Origin of the sequence: Clostridium estertheticum, from assembly GCF_026650985.1 — a bacterium.
GTDB classification, from domain to species: domain Bacteria; phylum Bacillota; class Clostridia; order Clostridiales; family Clostridiaceae; genus Clostridium_AD; species Clostridium_AD estertheticum_C.
Genome location: NZ_CP086239.1, coordinates 717977 through 741513, shown reverse-complemented (window position 1 = coordinate 741513; position 23537 = coordinate 717977). Strand labels below are relative to the sequence as shown.

Genomic DNA, 23537 nt, shown 5'->3' with positions numbered 1-23537 from the left:
TATATTTAATATAGTAGTACTTTAAGGAGGGGCTTAAAATTGAAATTATTATTAGTTATATTATTAATCTCTATATTATTTTTGTTATTTAAGTTATTTAAAACTTTAAAAATAAATTTATCTGTGACATTGATTTGTTCCCTTATTATTGTTCAAATAATATTAGCACCGAATATTTGTATCCAATACACTATTTCTGGTACAAAATTATTTTTTAATGCAATTTTTCCATCTCTTTTCCCATTTTTAGTTGTAATAAATATCATAATAGGTTACGACGGTATTCACATTTATTCTAAATTACTAGGAAATTTAATATGCAGACCATTAAAACTACCAAAAGAATGTAACTTTGCACTTTTAGTTAGTGTGCTATGTGGATATCCACTTGGTGCACGTTATACTTGCGATTTATACGAAAAAAACATAATTGATTTAAATTCCTGTGAAAGATTATTAAATATCGCTTCTAATGCAAGCCCACTTTTTATTTTAGGATCCGTAGGAACATCTATGATGTTTAGTCCTAAAATTGGTTATATACTATTGTTATCTAATATTCTTTCATGTATTTTTATGGGATTAATTATTCCCTCGAAAAATTATGCTTTTAGAATTAAGTATAGAAGTAGTAATTTTTCTAAGGCTGAGTCAAACAATTTAAACATCGGTATTATATTAAAAAACAGTATTGAAGATGCTATGAAAAACGCGCTAAATATAGGTGGTTTTATTGTAATATTCACAGTAATAACAGGCATAATTAAAGACAATGTCCTATTTAACATTGTCATAAACAAATTATCTTTAATTATTGGTGCCTCAGGTAATTTTATAGAAGGTATACTTCTCGGAATGCTTGAAATGACTAATGGATGTTATTTAATATCCTCTAGCCATTCAAATCTTTATGTAAAACTTCCAGTTTTGAGTTTTTTAATTGCTTTTAGTGGTCTATCTATAATTTCCCAAGTGTATAGCTATACATATAAATATACTGTATCAATAAAAAAATATATTATAAGAAAATTTTTTCAAGGTATAATCTCTTCAATTCTAACAATAATATTATATTATATTTTTTTAAATGTTTCATCTATTCTTACTTTTAATAATATGAATCTATATAAAAATTATAATTTATACTTGTTAATATTAATAATTTTAATTATACCATCATTGCTTATAACTATTATTAAATTATTTCATACTTCTTAATTCTTTTACATTTTCCCTTATTGATGTTGTAGTATTTGTAACTTCTCCCTGCATAAGTATTAAGAAGTCTTGAACATCACCTTTAATTTCATGAAGCATTTTCTGTCCTTTTAATTCGATTTCTTTATCCAATTGGGATAATATTTCATCTGCATAATCCTTAGCTCCGAGTCTCATAATTTTAGCATCTCTCTGAGCTGAGGCTATAATTTCTTCAGATCGATTTAATGCCTCTTTAACTAGGTCTTGTTTTTCAACTCTTCTTCTTATTTTGTCAACTGTCTCTTCCTCAAAAATCTTAGCTTGTTTTCTTGCATCAACTAAGATTCGTTCTTTTTCATCGCAAACCCACTGTGCCTTCTTAAATTCATCTGGCAAGTGATTTATAATTTGGTCAACTATATCTAATATTTCTCTCTTATTTATAACTGCTTTACCTGTAACAGGTATTTTAGACGAACTCTCAATAATTCCTTGAAGATATTCTAAAAGCTTTATAACATCCATATTTCCCCCCTATTTAGAATTAATTTTCCTAATAATCTCTGGAATAATTTCCTCAGGTACTAACCCTTTAATAGATCCTCCAAGCATTACAACTTGTTTAACTGACGTAGAACTTATATAACAGTACTCCGTTTTTGTCATCATAAACACCGTCTCCTTACTTGGATCAAGCTTATTATTCATTGCTGCCATTTGAAACTCATATTCAAAATCAGAAACACTTCTAAGACCTTTAACAATAACCCTAGCATCCTCTTTATTCATAAGGTTAACAAGTAAACCACTAAACTTCTCCACACGTACATTAGGCAAATTTTTCACTACGTTTTTTATTTGTGCTACCCTCTCATCTACCGAAAACAAACATTTTTTTGCAGGATTAACCACTACTCCTACAATCAATTCATTAAATACTTTTGACGCCCTCTCAATAATGTCTAAATGTCCATTTGTTATTGGATCAAAACTTCCAGGGCAAATTGCTTTTTTCATGTTATTCCTCCATGTTTTCCTCTGGGTTAGATAACAATTATTAATTATCCCCCTGTATTTTCTAAAGGAAACTAATAATATTAATTATTAGTTTCCTTATATTTATAAAACAATACAGTAGTGTTTCCATATTTTCTTGAATCAGACAAATGAATAATACCATTGCCTTCATATATTTCTTCAGATGAATCTATTTTGCAGACTATAAGCCCCTCTTTACTCAAAAGACTATTGCTAGAAATTATTTCAATAGCAGGTGGAATCATATCTTTTGCATATGGTGGATCTATAAAAATCAAATCAAACACAATCCCTTCATTTGCAAACTGCTCCATGTATTTATACGTATCACCTTTTAAGCATTTACATATATCATTAAACTTTAAATTATCTACATTACTTTGTAACATTTCAAAGGTAGTATCACCCATATCAATAAGGTAACATTTAGCTGCTCCCCTACTTGCTGCCTCGAGTCCTAAGCTACCTGTACCTGAGAACATATCCACAACTACAGCATCACGTACTCTATTTTGAATTATATTAAATATAGCTTCTTTTATTCTATCTAATGTTGGCCTCGTTCCCATCCCAACAGGTGACAATAACTTTCTCCCTCTTGCACTTCCCGATATAATTCTCATATGTTTATTCCTCCATCTAAGCAAGTTTCGATAATATTTTAACATACATATGTATTTTATACAAAGATATTTTTATCTAATTAAAGCAAATATAGCTAGAAGTTTGCTCAATTTTTTGTAATATCTCATTTTTCACCATAACATCGCATGCATTATCACTTTGTATCAACCTCTTCGCTTCACTATTTGCGAGTTTTAAAATACTGATATCTTCAATTACATCTGATAAAATTAAACCTGATTCGCCATGCTGTCTTATGCCAAATAATTCTCCTGCACCCCTAATTTTTAAATCTTCTTCTGCAATAAAAAAGCCATCATTACTTTTTATAAGTATTCCAAGTCTTCTTCTTACTATATTGTTTTTGATATTTGCTAATAGTATGCAATAGGATTTATGTTCACCTCTTCCTACTCTTCCTCTAAGTTGATGAAGCTGTGCAAGTCCAAATCTTTCTGCATTTTCAATTATCATAACCGTAGCGTTTGGTACATTTACACCAACTTCAATTACTGTAGTTGAAACCAAAGCCTTAATTTCCCCTGCTTTAAATTTATCCATAATTTCATTTTTAAGTTTGCTAGGCATTTTGCCGTATACCATTCCTAATTCTATATATTTAAATTGCTCTCTTTTTAATTTTTCATAAAGCATCTCAACAGAGCTTAACTTCATTTCTTCATTTTCCTCAACAAGTGGACAAACTATATAGACTTGCCTTCCCTTATTAATTTGTTCTAAAGCAAATTCATACACTTTAGAACTATTATCCATATTCTCATAAGATGTATCAATTTTCTGCCTACCTGGTGGCAATTCATCGATAATAGATACATCTAAATCACCATATAAATATAAAGATAGCGTTCTGGGAATAGGAGTAGCTGTCATTACAAGAATATCTATATTTTTTTCCTTATTAGAAAATTTATTTCTTTGCGATACTCCAAAACGATGTTGCTCATCAGTAACAATCATGCCTAAATTTTCAAATTCCACATTATCCTCAATAAGTGCATGAGTCCCAACTATAATATCAATAGTTCCATCTTTTAAATCTTGTTTAATTAATTGTTTGTTTTTAGCAGTTGTACTTCCACTTAATATTTGTATATTTAATGAAAAATCCTTTAGTATATTTTTGATTTCTTCATAATGTTGCTTTGCTAAAATCTCAGTTGGTGCCATCATAGCTGTTTGATAACCATTTTTTACAACATTAAACATAGTAATAATAGCAACTATAGTTTTACCACTTCCAACATCCCCCTGTAGCAAGCGATTCATAGCAATATCCTTCTTTTGATCTATTAAAATTTCTCTTACAACTTTGCTTTGTGCCCTTGTAAGATTATAAGGAAGCATCGCCTTTAAAGTTGTAAGTTCCTTTGCCATCTTAAATTGAATACCATTATTATGAGATTTTATAAACTCTTTTAACATTAATATTTTTAATGAATATGTAAAAAGCTCTTGAAATTTAAGTCTTCTTTTGGCTTCATTAAGGAATTCTAAGCTTTTAGGACTATGAATACTCCGAATTGCATCATTTAAAGAGCAAAAAGAATATTTTTCTATTATACCTTTTGGCAAATTCTCTGTTATTGCAATATTACAGAGTACATCAGAAATAATCTTATTAAAGAAATTATTTGTAATATTATTTTTAAGAGGATATGTAGCAATAATTTCATTTTCATCCATTGATGTATTTTTTACTATTTTAGGATTAATAATTGTGATTTCTTCCTTAAATTTATCCACTTTACCTGTGATAAGGTACTTGCTAGAGATTTTGAAACTATTTTTTGCATAAGTTTGATTAAACCACTTACCTTTAAATTCATTATCTCCTTGACAGAAAATTATGGTAGAAAGAGTTTTGTTATTTTTTAGCCTAATGTCTCCTAATATACTTAAAACAGTGCACTCAATAATTACTTTCTCAGTTTTTTCACATTCTAAGATGTTTTTATGAACTGATACATTCTCATAATCTCGCGGAAAATATAATAACAAATCTAACACATTAAAAATCCCACACTTATTCAAACTATCTGCCATTTTAGGGCCAACACCTTTTATATATTTTATATCGCTATAAGTATCCATAAATACCACCTCGAAAATAATATTTTATTAATAATTCTGTTCCTTTCATTTCTTGCGGTTTAAGACACATGAAAAAAAGCCCGAGGGCTTTTATTCAACTGAAGCAATAAAATAATACAAGGGTTGTTTTCCATTATATTGTTGAATGTCTAAATTTGGGTATTTATGCTCTAACTTAGAAATAAGCTTTTCTACTTCGGTTAAAACACAATCTTCTCCATAAAAAATTGTAATAAGTTCGCTATTATCATTTACCATGCTTCCAATAATATCAGCGCAAACTTTATACATATCGGTTCCAACCTCACAAATTTTTTGTTCAACTAATCCTAAAATATTTCCTTGTTTTATTATTTTTCCATCAGATTCAGTGTCTTTAACTGCATATGTTACAGAAGCAGTCGCAACATTTTTTATAACTTCTTTCAATTTTTTTTCATTTTCCTCTACACTAACATCTGGATTAAACATTGTTACAGCAGTTATTCCCTGTGGGATAGTTTTAGATGGAATGACCACTATATTTTTATCTGACAATTCAGCCGCTTGAATCGCTGCCATAAGTATATTTTTATTGTTAGGTAATACGAATATATTTTCAGCATTAATTTTACTTATGCTATCTATTATATCCTGTATACTCGGATTCATAGTTTGTCCGCCTTCTATTACAACATCCACACCTAAATCCTCAAAAATATTTTTTATTCCTTCTCCAAGCGCAACAGATATAAACCCATATTTTTTATTTTCTATTAAATCTGATTTTGTTATATCTTTTTCTAAAAATTTTTCTAATTTCTCATCAGTTATGCCTAATAAGTTTCTATGTTGCTCTCTCATATTTTCAATTTTAACCTTAGACAGTTCCCCTAGTGTTACTGCTTTTGAAAGCACAAGCCCTGGATCATTTGTATGTATGTGAATTTTCAAAAACTCATCTTGTAAAACTACGACCATCGAGTCTCCAATTTTTTCTAAATACTCTTTTAATTTATTGGTATCAACATCTTTCGCTATAATTAATAATTCAGTACAATACCCAAACTTTATTTCTATAGGAACTTCTACAGCCGAAGATACAATAGCTTCTTTTTTAGTACTTTTTTTGTTTGTATTATAAATTACAGCCTCGATGTTATTGCTTATAGCTTCCTTCATCCCTTTAAACAATATAAGAAGACCCATACCACCTGCATCTACTACTTTTGCTTCTTTTAATGCTGCAAGCATATCTGGAGTTTTGTTTAGCATTATTTCACTATGCTTGCAAACCTCATTCATAAGTTCTACAATATCTGAAGTCTCACTATTAACTGCACTTTCACCCGCGGTTTTAATAATAGTTAAGATAGTTCCTTCAGTAGGCCTCATAACAGCTTTATATGCAAACTTTGATCCTTCCAAAATACTTTTAGCAAATTCTTCAGATGTAGCTTCTGTTATGCCTTCTAGGCCCTTTGCAATGCCTCTAAATATTTGTGATAATATTACTCCCGAATTACCTCTTGCGCCCATAAGCGCGCCTCTAGCTAGTATTTTAGCTATCTCAGCAATAGATTCAGTTTGTATGCTTTCAATTTCTTGCACTGCTGCTTTAAATGTCATTGACATATTAGTACCTGTATCTCCATCTGGAACTGGAAATACATTTAACGAATTCACATATTCTTTCTCATCTTCCAACCTATTTGATGCGTTAATTACCATATTTCGGAAATGATGTCCATTAATCTTTAAGTATTCCACTTCTTTTGCCCCCTTAAACCCTTACACCTTGTACGTTTACAGTTATTTCCGCAACTTTTAATCCTGTATAATTTTCAACGTTATATCTTATTTTTTGAATTATATTATTTGCTATTATTGAAATTTTTGTTCCATATTCAACAATTATATATAATTCGATAAATAGTTTGTTTTCTTTAGAATTAATTTTAACTCCTTTATTTAAACCATCACTTTTAATTAATTGCCAAAATCCATCCTTGGCATTTTTAAGAGCCATGCCCACAACTCCATAACACTCCGTTGTAGAAATGCCAACTATATTAGCTAACGCTTCCTCTGAATAATATATAATACCATTCTCGTTTGTAATGTTACCTATCATTGTAATTCCTCCTTATAAAGCTATATAGATTATATTATATTATATCACTAATTTATTCAACAAAATAATTCTATAATTATTATCATTAGTAATTATAGAATTTTTAACTTGCAAGAGTAGTAGTATCTATGTTACAATAATGCGTGTTTCAATTGAGAAGAATTTTTTCTTCATAGTCTTAAGGAGGTGTTTTCATTGTCAAGAAAATGCGAAATATGCGATAAAGGTGTTGTTTCAGGTAGCCAATATAGTCACTCACACCGTGAATCAAAAAGAAAATGGGCTCCAAACATTCAAAAAGTTAAAGCTATAGTTAGCGGAACGCCTAAGTCTATACATGTATGTACTAGATGTCTTCGTTCAGGTAAAGTACAACGTGCTATATAATTAAAAAATGAAAATGCAGCTTTTTAGCTGCATTTTTTATTTAAATACAACTATAAACTTGCATTTTTACTCTTCTATGTTATTTTTTTAAAAAAAATTTGATTATTCGGGACATAAATCTCGGTAATTTAATAGCCACAATTCTCATTTCCTTACCTCCCAAACATAATATATAAAAATATTTAATTATAATCTTTTAAAAACTCAGTATCACTAACAATGATCGTTATGATTCATTATACTAAAACCAAAATAAACAATTCCTCCTCCCACAACGATTATCCACCACCAAAATGGAACTATTACTACTGTTATAATTCCTATTCCTAAACATGTTATGATTACTCCAAGTTGTCTTTGTAAACACCTAAACCACCTTTTCATAAGTTATTCCCCTCTCAAAGTATTCCAATAGTATTATATGATTTACTTTTAATAATGTTTACAAAATAAAAAACTATTTTTTTATTGAAGTAATCAATAAAAAAATAGTTTTTTATATAAATATTAATCTTTTGATAGTATTATCATCAGCGTTCCAGTTTTAAATTTCAGTTTAACTTGAGGACATGCAAACTCATTTGAAATACTTATACTTTCCCCAATCTTTAAATTGTAATTATATAAAGGATACTTCGCTCCTTCAATCGTTAATCCGATTATTTCATCACCATAAGATTGTACTGAAAATATCTTACCTACGATGCCATTTAATAGTGTTGAATCATTAACTAACGTAATAATATTATTATCATCCTTAATGCTTGCATTAACCTTGTTTTCTAAGCAAATCTTAAGCATCCCAATATTACCAAGCAGGTGATCAATTCTACTGCCTGTGCATCCTAAAAGCACTATTTCACTCGGCTTCATACCTATAGCCTTCCTAACTGCAATTTCAGTATCAGTAAAATCCTTTTCTGTCGGATAAATATCTATGATACATTTGTTTTTTTTATAATAACCCAATATTTCTTTATCTATGCTATCAAAATCTCCTACAAGTAAATCTGGTTTAATATTATAGTGATATAAACAATTAGCACCACTGTCAGCTGCAATTAAAAATATGTCCTTTGTCATTTCCTTTATGAGTAATTTCTTTGAGGGAGGTGCCCCTCCAGATATTATTATAACTTTCATGTCAATCATCACCTTCGAAGCTGTTAATCATATAAAAACTATTAAATTCCAGCTCTTAATTTTTTTATATTTTTTTCAATATCATCATTTTTAAATACAGCCGATCCAGCTACAATGACATTAGCACCACTACTCACAACACCATGAATATTAGATTCGTCAATTCCGCCGTCCACTTGAATCATAATATCTTTATTGTAAATATTTGAAAGTTCTCTAACTTCTTTAACTTTATCCGAGCAGTATTCAATAAATTTCTGTCCTCCGAATCCCGGGTTCACTGTCATAATAAGCACCATATCAACATTACTTATCAAATGCTTTATTAAAGATACAGGAGTGGCAGGGTTTAATGCAACTCCTACTTTAACCCCAAGACTTTTTATATAGTTAATAGTTCTATCAATATGCCTATCGGTTTCATAATGAACAGTTATGATATCAGCACCCGAATGTACAAATTCTTCTACATATCTAGATGGTTCTTCTATCATAAGATGTACATCAAATGGTATCCTTGTTAGTTTTCTAATACTCTTAATAATTGGAGTACCAAAAGAAATGTTAGGTACAAACATACCATCCATTACATCAATATGAATCATATCAGCACCACATTCATCTAATTGCTTAATATGTTCTCCTAGCCTTGAAAAATCTGCTGACAGTATTGATGGTGCTATTTTTATCATTTTCTATTCCCCCTAGCAATAATTTCCTCTAAAGTTTTTATATAAAATTTATATCTATCTCTGTAAACTTCATTAACCTCTACAGCTTCCTTAACTCCACAATTAGGTTCCTTGTAATGCATACAATTAGAAAACCTACATTCGTATCTATATTTTTCAAATTCAGGAAAACAATGCTGTAATTGTTCTTTCTCTATAAAATCTAAACTTAATGATGAAAACCCTGGAGTATCTAATAAAAATCCTTCCTCATACTCAATAAGTTCACTATGACGTGTGGTGTGCTTACCTTTTTGCGATTTTTTACTTATGTCTCCAGTTTTCATAGCTTCTCTTCCAAGTATGCTATTAAGTATAGTTGACTTTCCGACTCCAGACGGTCCACAAAAAACAGATATATTATTTTTTATCTTCGCCCTTAGCTCGCCAAGGCCCTCTCCCTCTTTTGCTTTTAAAAATACTATATCACATCCAACACTTTCCAATTCTTTTATAAGGTCTTCATCAACTTTTTCAATTAAATCCAACTTGTTTAAGCAAAGAACTATTTTTAGTCTATAATGCTCGCAAAGCACTAAAAATTTATTTAGAAGTTCCATATTTAAATCGGGTTTCTTAAATGCAAAAACTACAAATGCCTGAGTAACATTAGCAACTACTGGGCGTATCATCTCTGTTTCCCTTGTAAAAATCTTTTCAATTACACCCTTTGTATCATCTGTCTCTAGCATTATTTCTACTTTATCACCAATAACAGGAGAAAGTCCAGTGTACCTGAACTTTCCTCTTGCCTTACATTCTATTACCCTATCTTTAACTTTTACAAAATATAAACCACCTATACCTTTTGTGATTACTCCCTGCATATATCCTCCACCATTTACCTTTAATTTAATATTTGTTTTACTGACCAGTTTTGGGATTTTTATTTGTCGCTGGATCCATTTTAGTTGGGTCCTGAGTCGTTGCCTTAGATGTTAAAGTTATAGTATCTCCAGCACTTACCTTAGTTCCTGCATCCTTATCTTGCGTTTGAATTATATCTTCATCATTACCAGATACCGATATATTTACATTGTTTTTAGAAGCTAAATCTCTTGCGTCTTTAACAGTTCTTCCCTTAAATTCCGGAACATCAACTTGCTGTTTTTCAGGTGCTTTATACGTATAAATGCCAACCCATACAGAGCTACCCTGCGAAACAGTAGTATTTGGTTCAATACTTTGACTTGAAATTTTGCCATCCTGTGATTGATCATTAGTTGGTATTTGTTTTTTATCGCCTAATGTCAAATTACTATTTTGCAATAATGTCGATGCTTGATCTAGCGTTTTCCCAACTAAACTTGGAACCTGTGTAACCTTAACTTTTGGTCCCGTACTTATTACTAAATCTACTTTATCAGCCTTTTGAACTAAGCTACCTTCATCAGGATTTTGACTTATTACAATACCACTAGCAACGGTATCACTAGGCTCTTCTATAACATTACTAAGTTCTAACCCTTTTTCTTCTATACTAGCTTTTGCTGAAGGTCTATCCATTCCTTTAACCGAAATCATCTTAAAGCCCTCTGGTCCTTTGCTCACGTAAACTCTTACTTCTGAATTTTCTTTTACTTCTGTTCCCTCATCAGGAAAACATGCTGTAACGGCACCTTTTGGTTCGTCACTAGTTACTTCTTTATTAACTACAAAATTTAGACCCTTTGCTATTACTAATTTTTCTGCAGCGGCCTTATCAAGTCCTATTATTTTAGGGACTAAAATCTTAGCTTCAACTGCTGCATTCTTGTTAATAACAGATTTTATATATACGAATCCTACCGCACTACATATAACAACTAATAAAATTATTAAAGTAGTAATTATTGTCTTTTTTTTGTTTTTATTTTCATTCTTATTTTTATTTTCATTCTTGACTATTGGCTCTGGACTTTCAACCACGTCTTCTTCTTTTTCATAGTCAGCCATATTTACAGGTGCCATAACTCTTGTGTACTCATTATCCATGCTATTACTAGCAATAGTATATGCACTATTATTTTGTATTCTCTGAAGATCCAAATACATTTCTTTAGCAGTTTGATACCTCTTTATAGGTTCCTTCTCTATAGCTTTTAGTATTAATTTATTCAAGTTTTCTGGAACCTTATTATTTATTTCCTTAGGCGGAACAACTTTTTCTCGTATATGTTTTAAGGCTACCGATACTGGACTTTCCGCATCATAAGGCACTCTACCTGTAACCATCTCATAAAGCACTATTCCAAAGGAATAAATGTCTGTTCTGCAGTCTACAAAGCTTGCTTTAGCTTGTTCTGGCGAAAAATAATGTGCTGACCCCATTACAGTGCTGGTGTTAGTTATAGTAACGGAACTAGCCGCTTTTGCTATACCAAAATCTGTAACCTTAACTGTTCCATCTTCAGTTACTAAAATATTATGAGGTTTTATATCCCTATGTATAATATTATTCTTATGAGCGCACTCAAGTGCTTTTGCTATTTGCATACCATAGTCTAATACTAACTCAGTATTCATACTGCCATTTTCAACTATAATTTCTTTTAGGGTTTTTCCTTTTATATATTCCATTACTATATAGTTAATATCCCTTTCACTTCCAACATCGTAAATATTAACTATATTATTTGATGAAAGGCTAGCTACAGACAATGCCTCTTTTCTAAATTTTTCCATGAAATCTATATTATTTGAGAATTCTTCTTTTAGTATTTTTACAGCAACAAAACGATTAAGTAAATGGCACTTAGCTTTATAAACTATTGCCATTCCACCCTCTCCAACTTTTTCAAGGAGTTCATATCTATTCCCTAATAGGGTTCCTATCATCTCTGCACTCTCCTTCAAATATGATAACCGATATATTATCGCGTCCACCATTAAATTTGCTCAGGTCAACTAACATTTTGCAACTAGTGTCATTATCATTTCCAACAATAATATCATACATTTCAGAATAAGTCACATCATTAGTAAGACCATCAGTACATAAAATACATTTGATAACACTTGTCAAATCAAGGTCAAACAAATCAACTTCTACTACCTCATTTGTTCCAAGTGCCCTTGTAATAATATTTTTATTTGGATGATTTCTTGCCTTTTCTTCAGTTATAGTTCCATTATCTAACAGCTGTTGCACTAGAGAATGGTCTCTAGTAACTTTTACTAATTCTCTTTTACTATCTATAATATAACAACTACTGTCCCCTACATTTGCAACAACCATTTCATTCTGTTTTCTAATACAAATTGTTATAGTTGTGCCCATACCTTTTAGAGAATCGTTTTGACTCGCCATATCATAAATTTCCTTGTTTGCACTTTTTATACCGTCTGAAAGCACTTTTTTAAGTTCTGCACCCTTATGATTGTTCTTTATATATTCCATTATAACCTTAATAGCTATATCACTTGCTACTTCTCCAGCATTATGTCCTCCCATGCCATCTGCAACAATATAAATATCGTACTCACTACTTTCTAAATAACCTACAGAGTCTTCATTTATTTTTCTAACATTCCCAACATCTGATAAAACCCCAAGCATTGTTAAACCCCCTCATTTAAGTTCTTCACTTTTAATATGACTTCTTCTAAGCTGTCCACATGCAGCATTAATATCTAGCCCCATTTCTCGTCTTATCGTTGTCTGAATATTATTAGCCTCAAGGACCCTCTTAAACTCAGCCACATCATCATTTGAAGATCTCTTTAGTTCATTTTCTTTAATCTCATTAACCGGGATTAAATTAACATGGCATAACATATCTTTTAACAAAGCGCTTAGTTCCTCTGCATCTTGCTTACTATCATTAAGCCCCTTAACAAGAGCATATTCAAATGTTATTCGCCTATTAGTTTTATCTATATAATACTTAGAAACATCAATAATTTCTGCAATAGAATACTTATTTGCAATTGGCATACTCTTCACTCTGATTTCATCACTAGGTGCATGAAGCGAAATAGCAAGTGTTGTTTGCATATTAAAATCCGCAAACTCTTTGATTTTTGGAACTATACCACATGTAGATATAGTTATATGCCTTTGTCCAATATTTAGTCCATTCTCTGAATTCACAATTTCAAGAAATTTCATTACATTGTCAAAATTATCAAATGGTTCCCCACTTCCCATTAATACAACATTAGAAATTCGTTCACTAATAAGCTGCTGTGATTTTAATATTTGGGCAAGCATTTCTCCAGGGGTTATATTCCTAATCATTCCACCTATAGTAGATGCGCAAAATTTGCATCCCATTCTGCACCCTACTTGAGTAGATATACATATAGAATTTCCATGTTTATATTTCATAACAACACATTCAATTAAATTACCATCACCCAGTTCAAAAAGGTATTTTCTTGTATCATTATGTTTTGATGTATATTCTTCTATAAGCCTAGGTATTCCTATATAAAAATTAGTTTGCAACTTCTCTCTTACACTCTGTGGTATATTATTCATATTTTCAAATTCCCAAATATCTTTATAAATCCAGTCAAATACTTGCTTAGCCCTAAATTTACTTTCCCCATTGCTTTTCATCCACTGTTTTAGTTCCTCTAAATCCATATCTAATATATTTATCATTTTACACACCCACTATGATTTTATAAGTTTGGTTATAAAAAAGCCATCCATGTATTCATTTGGAAATATAGTAACATAACCTTTGTCACTATATTTTATGTTATCAAATTCACCAAAAAATATAGGTTCTATCTTAAATTCGCAGTGCGACTCTATAAACCAATCAATGTTACCTTCATTTTCATCTTTGTTTAGGGTACATGTTGAATATACAAGTACTCCGCCTTTTTTTACGTATTTTGAAGCATTATCCATTATACCTCTTTGTATGTCTATTATATTATTTATATCTTTTATATTTTTGCTCCACTTTATTTCAGGTTTTTTTCTGATGATTCCTAGCCCTGAACATGGTACGTCTATAAGTACTCTATCCGCATATTCAAATAAATCCTTGTTAAAGACAGTAGCATCTTGAACTTCACAAGTTGTATTGGTAATTCCTATTCGCTTTATATTTTCTTCTATTAAAGACAATTTGTTTTTATGCACGTCAAACGCCAGAACCTTACCTGTGTTTTTCATAAGCTCTGCTATATGTGTTGTTTTTCCGCCTGGTGCACTACAAAGGTCTAAAACTTTCATATTTAGTTTTAAATCCATAGAAGGTGCTGTAAGCATTGCGCTCTCATCTTGAACCGTTATATTACCTTCGTTAAATAAAACGTTATTCTCTATGTTTTTTCCTTTAATAATTCGGATTGCTTCAGATGATGCATAACCTTCTTCTATATTATAGCCATTTTCTATAAGTTTTTCCCATATTTCTTTATAAGCTAATTTTAAAGTATTAACTCTAACCGTAACATCAGGCTTATAATTTAATCCCTTAAGAATTTCTTCAGCCTTTTGAGGTCCATATTGCTTTATAAAGAGTTTAACCAACGCTTTAGTAAATGAATACTCAAAACATAATCTTTCAATATCATTTTCTTCATTGTAATACTTTGCATCTGTTTCCCTAAGGTAACTCCTAAGTACACCATTAACAAGCTTTGATGCTCCTATGTTACTCTTTTTCTTAGTTAAATTTACAGCCTCATTTACAGTTGCAAAACTCGGAACTTTATCTAAATACCTAATTTGATAAATTGATATTCTTAATATATTTAAAACAAAACTTTCTAACTTATCAAAACCATTTTTAACGAAGTGTTGCAATATTTTATCTATAGTATATTTGTATTTTAACGTTCCATAAACTATTTCTGTAACTAGAGCTTTATCTTTATCGCTTAGCTCTGATTTATTAAGTTCTAATCCTAAAACAATATTCGAATAAGCATTGTCATTTAATACTTTTTCTATAACTGTAACTGCTACTAATCTACTATTACTCATACTCTTACCTCAATTTCCCATGTGATTTAATTATTTAAGTATCGTGCCTAAATCTATTTTATTACCTATTATATAATCCTTTACCTTTAAAGGCTTTTTACCTGGGAATTGAATCTCCTCAATAAGTAAAACCCCACTGCCAGTTGATACCTTTATCCCCTCTTTTGAAACATCTATAATACATCCAACTTGCTTACTTGATAACTCTTTTATTATTTTTGACTTATATATTTTCATTACATTATCATCATAATGAGTATACGCAGTTGGCGATGGATTTAAACCTCTTATAAAATTATGAATATCAGTATTACTACATTCCCAATCAATACTTGCCATTTTCTTATCTAGCTTAGACGCATATGTACTAACACTATCTTCTTGTTTAATAGGTTTAATTTTATTATTTATTACTGCATTTATTGTTTCAACTAATAACTGCGCACCACTACTACTAAGAACCTCTGTAAGTTCCCCCGCTGTAATATCAGTAGTAATTTCAACTTCATTTGTTAAAAGAATATCACCGGTATCAAGACCAACATCCATAAGCATTGTTGTGTTACCAGAAGTACTCTCACCATTAATTATACACCAGTTTATAGGAGCTGCCCCCCTATATTTTGGCAATAAAGACGCATGCAAATTTATGCATCCATATTTAGGAATATCTAATACTTCCTTTGGAAGTATTTGTCCAAATGCTACTACTACAATAAAATCTGGTTTTAAATTCTTAATTGTATCTATCATTTCATCATTATTTTTAATTTTTAAAGGTTGGTATACTGGTATATTACATGAACTTGCTAACTGCTTAACCGGCGACATAGCTAATTTTTTTCCTCTTCCTTTTGGTCTATCAGGCTGAGTAAAAACAGCGGAAACTTCGAATTCATTTATAAGTGATTGCAGAGATGGCACTGAGAATTCCGGTGTACCCATAAAAATTATCTTCATATTATTCCTCACCCTCTATTGCTTTGTCTATAAACAATATACCATCCAAATGATCAATTTCATGGCAGAGCGCCCTTGCAAGAAGTCCTTCTCCCTCAATTACTATCTTCTCCCCCAACTCATTTAATGCGGATACTTTTACCTTTTGGGGCCTATCAACATTCTCTTGTGTTCCTGGTATGCTTAAACAACCCTCGCTTGCGATTTGTGAACCTTCCATCTCAACGATCTCTGGATTTATTAATGCTATAGGACCATCCCCAATATCAATAACAACTATTCTTTTTAGAATGCCAACCTGAGGCGCCGCAAGTCCTATCCCATTAGAAATATACATAGTCTCTTTCATATCTTTGATTAATAATAAAATTCTTTGATTAATTTCACCTACGACTCTACTTTTTTTCCTTAATAACTCATCGCCATATATTCTAATTGTTCTTGTAGCCATGTGTTAACCTCCTTCTAACTAAATTATAATCTTTTCGCTTCTAGATCATATTGCTTGGATTAATATCTATACTAACTCTTATACTGCTATAAACATTTTTTACTAATTCATAAACAGAATTCTTTATTTCTAGAGCAATTGTTTCGTTAATATCACCTTTAATAATAATTTGCCATCTGTAGAAATTTTTAATTTTAGAAACCCCACAAGTACATGGTCCCAGCAGTGTAATTTCACTGTTATCTTTGATCTTATATTTTAAATTTTCGCCAACATTTTGTATATTTTTTATTAACATATTTTCATCCTCAGAACTCATAGTTATAACTAAAATACTTGCAAAAGGCGGATAATTCATAGCTTCTCTCATCATAATTTCATTTTTATAAAAACTATCATAATCATTACTTGCTGCATATTGAATTGTTAACTCCTCTGCACTATACGTTTGAATAACAACCTTACCTTCCTTACTCCCCCTACCCGATCTTCCTGAGACTTGAGTAAGCAGCTGAAATGTCCGCTCAAACGCCCTATAATCTGGTAAGTTAAGTGATAAATCAGCAGCTATTACTCCGACTAATGTAACATCTTTAAAATCTAAGCCTTTAGCAACCATTTGAGTTCCAATTAGAATATCTGCTCCTTTATTTTTAAAGGTATTATATATATATTCATAAGAATTTTTTTTCCGTGTTGTATCAAAGTCCATTCTTAATGTTCTTGCACTTGGAAAAATTCTATTAATTTCTTGTTCAATTTTTTCTGTTCCAACACCAAAATATTTCACATAACTACTTCCACAACTAGGGCAAACTTTACTGATCTTTTCCTTCTCACCACAGTAGTGACATGTTAAGTATTCACCTGCGTTATGATATGTTAATGAAATATCACATTTTTTACACTTAAAAACATACCCACATTTTCTACAGGATACAAATGTTGAAAATCCTCTTCTATTTAGAAATAAAATTACCTGTTCATTTTTACTTAAACACTGCGTAATGCCGTCATGTAGTGACTTGCTAAATATTGAGCGATTGTTGTTCATAAGTTCTTCCCGCATGTCTACAATTTCTACTTTTGGCATTGCTGCACCATCTGCTCTCTCATTAATAGTAATTAATGAAAGCTCATTTATGGTAGACTTATAATAGCTCTCGACTGATGGTGTAGCTGATCCTAGTATTAGTTTACAATCTTCAAGTTCACATTTCATATATGCTATTTCACGAGCATCAAATTTCGGATCACTATCTGATTTATAACTAGCCTCGTGCTCCTCATCTATAACAATTAATCCTAAGTTTTCAAAAGGTAAAAATATAGCTGACCTTGCTCCAATGGCAATTTGGGCATTTCCAAGTTTTACTCTCATCCATTCATCAAAACGCTCGCCATCTGACAATCTACTATGAAAAACTGCGATTTCAGGACCAAACCGACCTTTAAACCTTTCAACCATTTGAGGTGTTAACGATATTTCTGGTATAAGTATTATAGATTGCTTATTTTCCTTTAACATATAACTAACCAATTTCATATATATTTCAGTTTTTCCACTACCGGTAACTCCATGAATTAAGAATTTATTTTTCTTAGAATTCATTATAAAATCCACTGATTGGCGCTGCTTTTCATTCAGTATTTTTTCTTCGTACTTAGCATAATGTTTTTGATTATACCTATTAATTGTAACCTCTTGTGAAATTAAGAACCCATGTTTAATCATTGTATTAATTGACGATAATGATAATTTAAAATTTTTACTAAATTCATTTTTATTATATTTCATTTTATTTAATTCTATTAAGTCATAAATGTTTTTATAGGGTTCATTTAAAAATTTGCCCTCTATTTGCTTACCTATAGTTAATAATAGTGAGGTTTTCTTTTTTATTCCCTTTGTTATTCCCCTGGGAATAATAACTTTTATACACTCTAGATAGGTGCAAAGATACTTTTTTTTCATGATTTTTACAAGTTCAATATCGGTTATTTTAAGAAGAGGCATTTCATCACATATATTAGTTATTTCCTTAATATAACTCACATTCTCACATTGCTCATAAAGTTCTAGTACAAAAGCATCTAATGTTCTGTTTCCTTTACCAAATGGCACTTTAACTCTAAATCCTAACTGTAAAACGCCTAATAAACTAGTAGGTATTTTATATGTAAAAATTTTATCCACTTGAACTGAATCGTTATTCACTACAACTCCAGCATACTGATACACTTAATCACCCTTTTAATTTTATAATTTTCTATAATATAAAAAAGCGCATTAGCGCTTTTTATTTATTAAATTAAACAATTCCCTAGCAACTTGTTTCTTAGACATTATATCTAATGCTATTGGATCGTTATCTTTGCTTAAAATAATCACTTTATTCTCTTCAGTTCCAAACCCACTGTCTGTTTTTGTTATATCATTAGCAATTATATAATCTAAATTTTTCTTAAGTAGTTTTTCTTTTGCATTTTTAAGTAAATCATTACTTTCCGCTGCAAAACCTACTAAAATTTGCTTCTTTTTATGTAATCCAAGCTCTTTCAAAATGTCGTTATCTCGTACAAACTCTAAGTTTAAAATATCTTCACTTTTCTTGATTTTAAAGCTAGAGTATACCTTAGGTTTATAGTCAGATACAGCTGCTGCTTTTATGACTATGTCACTATCTTCATATTTGCTTATTACAGCAGTTCTCATCTCATCATTAGTATTTATCTTAATTATACTTACACCAAAAGGTGCTTTTTCATTACATGGTCCCGATATTAAAGTTACATCTGCCCCTCTGTCTCTTGCTTCTCTCGCAATTGAATAACCCATTTTCCCTGTTGACCTATTAGTTATAAATCTTACAGGATCAATAGGTGCAATTGTAGGTCCGGCTGTAACTAAAACCTTAGTACCTATCATATCCTTTATAGGATATAATTTACTCATAATCACTTCAAAAATATCTTCAGTTTGTGCAAGTTTTCCTTCTCCTATGTCACCACAAGCAAGCCTTCCTGATACCGGAGCAATAAACTCATAACCAAAACCCTTTAGTTTTTGAATATTACTTTGTAGAATTGGGTTATTATACATATTAACATTCATTGCCGGAGCAAAAATCACTGGTGCCTTAGTTGCCATAATAGTAGTAGTAATCATATCATCTGCAATTCCATTTGCAATTTTACCAATTATATTAGCAGTTGCTGGAACTACAACAAATAGATCTGCTTTTTTAGCAAGAGATATATGTTGTATCTCCCATGCTTTAGGTTCCTCAAACATATCATGTATAACCATGTTCTGACTGAGTGATTGAAAGCTTATTGGATTTACAAACTCTATAGCAGATTTTGTCATTATAACATGCACATCAACATTTTCTTTTTTTAATCTACTAATAACGTCTAGAGCCTTATATACAGCTATTCCACCTGTAACACCAACAACTACCGTCTTTGTATTTTCCATACTATTTTATTCCTTCTTGAGTTGTGATGGCAACAATAGCTCCCTCATAAATCTCCTCTATAGCAATAGTAACAGGTTTTGTTGAATCCACCTGTACAAGCGGGCTTTGACCTTCTATTATTTGTCTTGCTCTTTTTGATGTTGCTACAACTAAAGAATACCTATTGTCAACCTTTTCTAACAAATCTACTATTGATGGACTAATCATTGAATTATTCATTTATAATTTCCTCCTTTAAAAAATCTCCATTCATTCTATCGACTCTGCATCTTTCTGCAATGACAATGCTCTGAATTTTCTCACATGCGCTATCCACAGTATCATTCACAACTGCATAATCATATTTTGATACAAAACTTATTTCTTCATGAGCAGATGCAAATCTAGTCATTAATGATTCTGGTGTTTCACTGCCCCTATTTGTAATTCTATTTCTTAATTCCTCCATAGATGGCGGAAGAATAAAAATAAATAAACCATTTGGATAAGCCATTTTCACCTTAAGAGCGCCTTGAATGTCTATTTCAAGTATTACATCACGGCCGCTCTCGAGCACTTTTAGAACCTCAGATTTAGGTGTACCATAACAATTTCCATAAACCTCTGCATACTCAAGAAAATCTTTTGATGTTATCCTTTCTAGAAATTCTTCTCTAGATATAAAATAGTAATTTACACCTTCTATTTCAGCATTTCTTGGGCTTCTCGTGGTTGCTGAAACTGAAATCCAGAAGTCATTTTTTTTAAGAAGCGCCTCGCATACAGTCCCCTTACCAGCACCGGAAGGTCCTGAAATTACAATTAGCTGTCCTTTGTTCCTCATTATTCCTCTACCTCGTCTAAATGTTCATCATCTTTAACAGATAATCTATGTGCAACAGTTTCAGGCTGAACAGCTGATAAGATAACATGATCACTATCAGTGATAATAACCGCTCTGGTTCTTCTTCCATATGTAGCATCAATTAGCATTCCTCTATCTCTTGCCTCTTGAATTATTCTTTTTATAGGCGCTGACTCAGGGCTGACTATAGCTACCAATCTATTTGCTGAAACAATGTTTCCAAACCCTATGTTTATCAACTTTATACTCATCGTTTGCCTCCAGTTTATTCTATGTTTTGTATTTGTTCTCTAATTTTCTCTATTTCACTTTTCATACTAATTACTGTGTTTAAAATTTCTAAATCATTTGCTTTTGATGCTATAGTGTTAGTTTCTCTATTCATTTCTTGAATAATAAAATCAAGCTTTCTACCAATTGGTTCGTCTAAAATTAGAGTCTCTCTCATTTGATTTATGTGACTATTTAATCTAACAATTTCTTCATCAATTCCTGCTTTATCAGCAAAAATTGCAATTTCCATAGCAACTCTGTTTTCATCAAAGTCAATTTCTTTATGCAAAACATCAAGCCTTTGAGTTAGTTTAGCTTTATACTCACAAACAACAAGAGGTGCCCGCAGTTTAACCTTATCAACTAATCCATTAATTAAGTCGCACTTAATTATAACATCTTCAAGTAGCTTTCTGCCTTCTCTTTCTCTCATAAAAAGAAGGGCCCTAAGCGCCTTTGTTAATGCTAAATCAATCTGCTCAAATGTTTCTGAAACATCTTCTTCCTTTTGCTTAAGTGTTATTACTTCAGGTAATTTAGCTACTGCTGAAACAGATATATCATCACTCAGACCATATTTATCTTTTAAGATTCCAAGGCAATTTATATAACTTGCTGCTAAATTTTCATTCAAATATGCTTCGACATCTTCCTTATCATAATTGCCTTGAGTTACAAAAACATCAAGCTTTCCCCTTTTTACTTTTTCACCAATTATTTTACGGATTTTATCCTCAAAAGATATTAATACTCTAGGCATTCTTATATTAGTTTCAAAATATCTATGATTAACACTTTTAATCTCAATTGTAAAACTTTTACCATCTTTTTCAGAGTTTCCTCTCCCAAACCCAGTCATACTCCTAATCATAACAAGACATCCTTCCATTGTTCATTGTGACCTCGTAATAAGTATACATAAAGTATTACCTTAATTTCAAGCTAAAATTATAAGTTTTTACTTTTATTACGATTTTCATAAAAAAAATACCATCAAGCTGTAATTTTATAGATTTTAAAAGCAGCTCATACTATTAATAAAATATTTCCTATATAACTTATATTATACCAATAATAATATTAATCGCCACATTTTTTTAAAGATTTTAAAGCTTCTTCAATAATAAGCTTATCTTTTGTAAGCGCTATACGGAAGTAATCGTACCCAATTTTCCCAAAAACATTGCCTGGTGTAATCACAATTCCATGATTAATCAGCAATTCTTCACAAAATTCATTTGTAGTATAGTTTTTAGGTGTTCTACACCATAAATAAAAAGTAGCTTCAGCATCAAAGAATTTTATGTTCTTTTCTAGTAAAACACTTTTAGCAACTTCACGTCTTTCGTCATATACTTTTCTTATATTATGAACATAATCACGTTCTAAATTAAGAGCAGCAGCTGCAGCCTTTTGAACTGGTATGAATTGACCAGAGTCACAATTACTTTTTATTTTTAAAAGAGCATTTATTACTTTAGCATTACCTACAGCATACCCAATTCTATACCCTGTCATATTATAAGTTTTTGATAAAGTTCCAAATTCCACGTTTTGCCTTAATACATCATATTGCATAAGGCTAATTGGTTCTTTATCTTCCTTAATTATCTCATTATATGCCGAATCATTGCATAAAACAATATTATTATCATAAGAAAAATTTATAACATTCTTATAGAACTCTTTACTTGCTACTGCACCTGTCGGGTTATTAGGATAATTTATAAACATCAATTTGCATTTATTAACAATAATTTCAGGAATAGCATCAAGCCTTGGCATATATCCATTGATTTGTGTTAATGGCACAGTATACGGAACACAACCCCATAGTTTTGAACAAATACTATAAACTGGATATGCAGGTTCAGGCACTATTACACAATCTCCTATATCACATACAGCCGGAATTATATTGTTTATACCTTCCTTTGATCCTATAAGAATTATTACTTCATCTAAACCTAGGCATACATTGTAAACGTCATTATAATATTTTATAACTGCTTTTTTGAGTTCACTTATTCCATCATAAGGAGGATAGTTATTATATCTCTCACATTTCAGGGCTTCTATTAGCGCATCTGTGATTTTTGAATTGACTGGTAAATCTGGATCTCCTATACTAAGGTCAATAATTTTTTTCCGGTCAGTTATCGCTTTATTTTTAATATCATCAATCCTTTTGAAATGATATTCGGATACATTAGACATTCTATTATTTATTTTCATAGTATCATCCTTTTA

25 protein-coding genes are annotated in these 23537 nt (G+C 30.8%); 2 read left to right on the top strand and 23 right to left on the bottom strand.

What is annotated here, in order from left to right; genetic code table 11:
* Positions 1-39 precede the first annotated feature (39 nt).
* On the top strand, positions 40-1218 hold the full coding sequence (gene ylbJ / locus LL038_RS03790) for a sporulation integral membrane protein YlbJ (RefSeq protein WP_216119971.1): 1179 nt from the start codon (positions 40-42) through the stop codon (positions 1216-1218).
* Here ylbJ and LL038_RS03785 read toward each other — a convergent pair.
* The 6 genes from LL038_RS03785 to LL038_RS03760 form a co-directional block, all read right to left on the bottom strand.
* Positions 1201-1725, bottom strand: coding sequence for an ATPase (locus LL038_RS03785; RefSeq protein ID WP_216119972.1), 525 nt, complete (start codon positions 1723-1725; stop codon positions 1201-1203). The two genes, ylbJ and LL038_RS03785, sit on opposite strands and share 18 nt — an antisense overlap.
* A 9-nt stretch (positions 1726-1734) precedes the next feature.
* On the bottom strand, positions 1735-2217 hold the full coding sequence (gene coaD, locus LL038_RS03780) for a pantetheine-phosphate adenylyltransferase (RefSeq protein ID WP_216119973.1): 483 nt from the start codon (positions 2215-2217) through the stop codon (positions 1735-1737).
* Between the two features lie 80 nt (positions 2218-2297).
* On the bottom strand, positions 2298-2861 hold the full coding sequence (gene rsmD / locus LL038_RS03775; protein ID WP_152752592.1) for a 16S rRNA (guanine(966)-N(2))-methyltransferase RsmD: 564 nt from the start codon (positions 2859-2861) through the stop codon (positions 2298-2300).
* A 76-nt stretch (positions 2862-2937) separates the two neighbouring features.
* Positions 2938-4974 (bottom strand): ATP-dependent DNA helicase RecG, encoded by a 2037-nt coding sequence (gene recG, locus LL038_RS03770; protein WP_216119974.1) that lies wholly within the window; start codon positions 4972-4974, stop codon positions 2938-2940.
* Positions 4975-5064: 90 nt separating this feature from the next.
* On the bottom strand, positions 5065-6723 hold the full coding sequence (locus LL038_RS03765; RefSeq protein WP_216119975.1) for a DAK2 domain-containing protein: 1659 nt from the start codon (positions 6721-6723) through the stop codon (positions 5065-5067).
* 13 nt (positions 6724-6736) lie between these two features.
* Positions 6737-7087, bottom strand: a complete 351-nt coding sequence (locus LL038_RS03760; protein WP_216104670.1) for an Asp23/Gls24 family envelope stress response protein — start codon at positions 7085-7087, stop codon at positions 6737-6739.
* A 195-nt stretch (positions 7088-7282) separates the two neighbouring features.
* Between LL038_RS03760 and rpmB the strand changes: the two genes are divergently transcribed.
* Complete coding sequence (gene rpmB / locus LL038_RS03755) at positions 7283-7474, top strand: 50S ribosomal protein L28 (protein WP_071613258.1); 192 nt, start codon at positions 7283-7285, stop codon at positions 7472-7474.
* A 213-nt stretch (positions 7475-7687) separates the two neighbouring features.
* Here the strand turns inward: rpmB and LL038_RS03750 are convergent, their stop codons facing one another.
* From LL038_RS03750 to LL038_RS03670, 17 genes are all read right to left on the bottom strand, one after another.
* Positions 7688-7858 carry a hypothetical protein gene (locus LL038_RS03750; RefSeq protein ID WP_216104672.1) on the bottom strand — a complete coding sequence of 57 codons (171 nt, stop codon included), beginning with the start codon at positions 7856-7858 and terminating at the stop codon, positions 7688-7690.
* A 123-nt stretch (positions 7859-7981) separates the two neighbouring features.
* Positions 7982-8617 (bottom strand): thiamine diphosphokinase, encoded by a 636-nt coding sequence (locus LL038_RS03745; RefSeq protein WP_216119976.1) that lies wholly within the window; start codon positions 8615-8617, stop codon positions 7982-7984.
* Between the two features lie 41 nt (positions 8618-8658).
* Complete coding sequence (rpe, locus tag LL038_RS03740) at positions 8659-9309, bottom strand: ribulose-phosphate 3-epimerase (RefSeq protein WP_216119977.1); 651 nt, start codon at positions 9307-9309, stop codon at positions 8659-8661.
* Positions 9306-10175, bottom strand: coding sequence for a ribosome small subunit-dependent GTPase A (rsgA, locus tag LL038_RS03735; RefSeq protein WP_216119978.1), 870 nt, complete (start codon positions 10173-10175; stop codon positions 9306-9308). The genes rpe and rsgA overlap by 4 nt, the downstream gene beginning before the upstream one ends.
* Before the next feature lie 37 nt (positions 10176-10212).
* Positions 10213-12165, bottom strand: coding sequence for a Stk1 family PASTA domain-containing Ser/Thr kinase (pknB, locus tag LL038_RS03730; protein ID WP_216119979.1), 1953 nt, complete (start codon positions 12163-12165; stop codon positions 10213-10215).
* Complete coding sequence (locus LL038_RS03725) at positions 12140-12886, bottom strand: Stp1/IreP family PP2C-type Ser/Thr phosphatase (RefSeq protein WP_216119980.1); 747 nt, start codon at positions 12884-12886, stop codon at positions 12140-12142. The genes pknB and LL038_RS03725 overlap by 26 nt, the downstream gene beginning before the upstream one ends.
* Positions 12887-12898: 12 nt before the next feature.
* The gene (rlmN, locus tag LL038_RS03720) at positions 12899-13936 is read right to left on the bottom strand and encodes a 23S rRNA (adenine(2503)-C(2))-methyltransferase RlmN (RefSeq protein ID WP_216119981.1); all 1038 of its coding nucleotides are present in this window, start codon (positions 13934-13936) and stop codon (positions 12899-12901) included.
* Between the two features lie 12 nt (positions 13937-13948).
* Positions 13949-15277, bottom strand: a complete 1329-nt coding sequence (gene rsmB / locus LL038_RS03715) for a 16S rRNA (cytosine(967)-C(5))-methyltransferase RsmB (RefSeq protein WP_216119982.1) — start codon at positions 15275-15277, stop codon at positions 13949-13951.
* Between the two features lie 30 nt (positions 15278-15307).
* Complete coding sequence (gene fmt / locus LL038_RS03710; RefSeq protein WP_216119983.1) at positions 15308-16237, bottom strand: methionyl-tRNA formyltransferase; 930 nt, start codon at positions 16235-16237, stop codon at positions 15308-15310.
* A gap of 1 nt (position 16238) precedes the next feature.
* A complete protein-coding gene (gene def, locus LL038_RS03705; RefSeq protein ID WP_216119984.1) occupies positions 16239-16688 on the bottom strand; it encodes a peptide deformylase in 450 nt (149 codons plus the stop codon).
* A 40-nt stretch (positions 16689-16728) separates the two neighbouring features.
* The gene (priA, locus tag LL038_RS03700; RefSeq protein WP_216119985.1) at positions 16729-18930 is read right to left on the bottom strand and encodes a primosomal protein N'; all 2202 of its coding nucleotides are present in this window, start codon (positions 18928-18930) and stop codon (positions 16729-16731) included.
* Between the two features lie 48 nt (positions 18931-18978).
* Entirely contained in the window at positions 18979-20169 is a 1191-nt protein-coding gene (coaBC, locus tag LL038_RS03695) for a bifunctional phosphopantothenoylcysteine decarboxylase/phosphopantothenate--cysteine ligase CoaBC (protein WP_216119986.1), read from the bottom strand.
* Between the two features lies 1 nt (position 20170).
* A complete protein-coding gene (gene rpoZ / locus LL038_RS03690) occupies positions 20171-20389 on the bottom strand; it encodes a DNA-directed RNA polymerase subunit omega (protein WP_071613270.1) in 219 nt (72 codons plus the stop codon).
* Entirely contained in the window at positions 20382-20993 is a 612-nt protein-coding gene (gmk, locus tag LL038_RS03685; protein ID WP_216119987.1) for a guanylate kinase, read from the bottom strand. The genes rpoZ and gmk overlap by 8 nt, the downstream gene beginning before the upstream one ends.
* Entirely contained in the window at positions 20993-21265 is a 273-nt protein-coding gene (gene remA / locus LL038_RS03680; RefSeq protein WP_216104699.1) for an extracellular matrix/biofilm regulator RemA, read from the bottom strand. Before remA ends, gmk begins: the two co-directional genes overlap by 1 nt.
* Positions 21266-21279: 14 nt before the next feature.
* Positions 21280-22158, bottom strand: coding sequence for a YicC/YloC family endoribonuclease (locus LL038_RS03675; RefSeq protein WP_216119988.1), 879 nt, complete (start codon positions 22156-22158; stop codon positions 21280-21282).
* A 209-nt stretch (positions 22159-22367) separates the two neighbouring features.
* Positions 22368-23522, bottom strand: coding sequence for an aminotransferase class I/II-fold pyridoxal phosphate-dependent enzyme (locus LL038_RS03670; RefSeq protein WP_216119989.1), 1155 nt, complete (start codon positions 23520-23522; stop codon positions 22368-22370).
* Positions 23523-23537: the final 15 nt, after the last annotated feature.

Excerpts from the sequence above, each read along its gene's own strand:
- rlmN (WP_216119981.1), bottom strand. The coding sequence starts at position 13,936 with ATGATAAATATATTAGATATGGATTTAGAGGAACTAAAACAGTGGATG.
- gmk (WP_216119987.1), bottom strand. The coding sequence starts at position 20,993 with ATGAGGAACAAAGGACAGCTAATTGTAATTTCAGGACCTTCCGGTGCT.
- coaBC (WP_216119986.1), bottom strand. The coding sequence starts at position 20,169 with ATGGAAAATACAAAGACGGTAGTTGTTGGTGTTACAGGTGGAATAGCT.
- LL038_RS03675 (WP_216119988.1), bottom strand. The coding sequence starts at position 22,158 with ATGATTAGGAGTATGACTGGGTTTGGGAGAGGAAACTCTGAAAAAGAT.
- pknB (WP_216119979.1), bottom strand. The coding sequence starts at position 12,165 with ATGATAGGAACCCTATTAGGGAATAGATATGAACTCCTTGAAAAAGTT.
- rsmD (WP_152752592.1), bottom strand. The coding sequence starts at position 2,861 with ATGAGAATTATATCGGGAAGTGCAAGAGGGAGAAAGTTATTGTCACCT.
- LL038_RS03670 (WP_216119989.1), bottom strand. The coding sequence starts at position 23,522 with ATGAAAATAAATAATAGAATGTCTAATGTATCCGAATATCATTTCAAA.
- LL038_RS03785 (WP_216119972.1), bottom strand. The coding sequence starts at position 1,725 with ATGGATGTTATAAAGCTTTTAGAATATCTTCAAGGAATTATTGAGAGT.
- LL038_RS03745 (WP_216119976.1), bottom strand. The coding sequence starts at position 8,617 with ATGAAAGTTATAATAATATCTGGAGGGGCACCTCCCTCAAAGAAATTA.
- fmt (WP_216119983.1), bottom strand. The coding sequence starts at position 16,237 with ATGAAGATAATTTTTATGGGTACACCGGAATTCTCAGTGCCATCTCTG.
- def (WP_216119984.1), bottom strand. The coding sequence starts at position 16,688 with ATGGCTACAAGAACAATTAGAATATATGGCGATGAGTTATTAAGGAAA.
- rsgA (WP_216119978.1), bottom strand. The coding sequence starts at position 10,175 with ATGCAGGGAGTAATCACAAAAGGTATAGGTGGTTTATATTTTGTAAAA.
- rpe (WP_216119977.1), bottom strand. The coding sequence starts at position 9,309 with ATGATAAAAATAGCACCATCAATACTGTCAGCAGATTTTTCAAGGCTA.
- rsmB (WP_216119982.1), bottom strand. The coding sequence starts at position 15,277 with ATGAGTAATAGTAGATTAGTAGCAGTTACAGTTATAGAAAAAGTATTA.
- rpoZ (WP_071613270.1), bottom strand. The coding sequence starts at position 20,389 with ATGAATAATTCAATGATTAGTCCATCAATAGTAGATTTGTTAGAAAAG.
- LL038_RS03750 (WP_216104672.1), bottom strand. The coding sequence starts at position 7,858 with ATGAAAAGGTGGTTTAGGTGTTTACAAAGACAACTTGGAGTAATCATA.
- coaD (WP_216119973.1), bottom strand. The coding sequence starts at position 2,217 with ATGAAAAAAGCAATTTGCCCTGGAAGTTTTGATCCAATAACAAATGGA.
- LL038_RS03760 (WP_216104670.1), bottom strand. The coding sequence starts at position 7,087 with ATGATAGGTAACATTACAAACGAGAATGGTATTATATATTATTCAGAG.
- LL038_RS03725 (WP_216119980.1), bottom strand. The coding sequence starts at position 12,886 with ATGCTTGGGGTTTTATCAGATGTTGGGAATGTTAGAAAAATAAATGAA.
- recG (WP_216119974.1), bottom strand. The coding sequence starts at position 4,974 with ATGGATACTTATAGCGATATAAAATATATAAAAGGTGTTGGCCCTAAA.
- remA (WP_216104699.1), bottom strand. The coding sequence starts at position 21,265 with ATGAGTATAAAGTTGATAAACATAGGGTTTGGAAACATTGTTTCAGCA.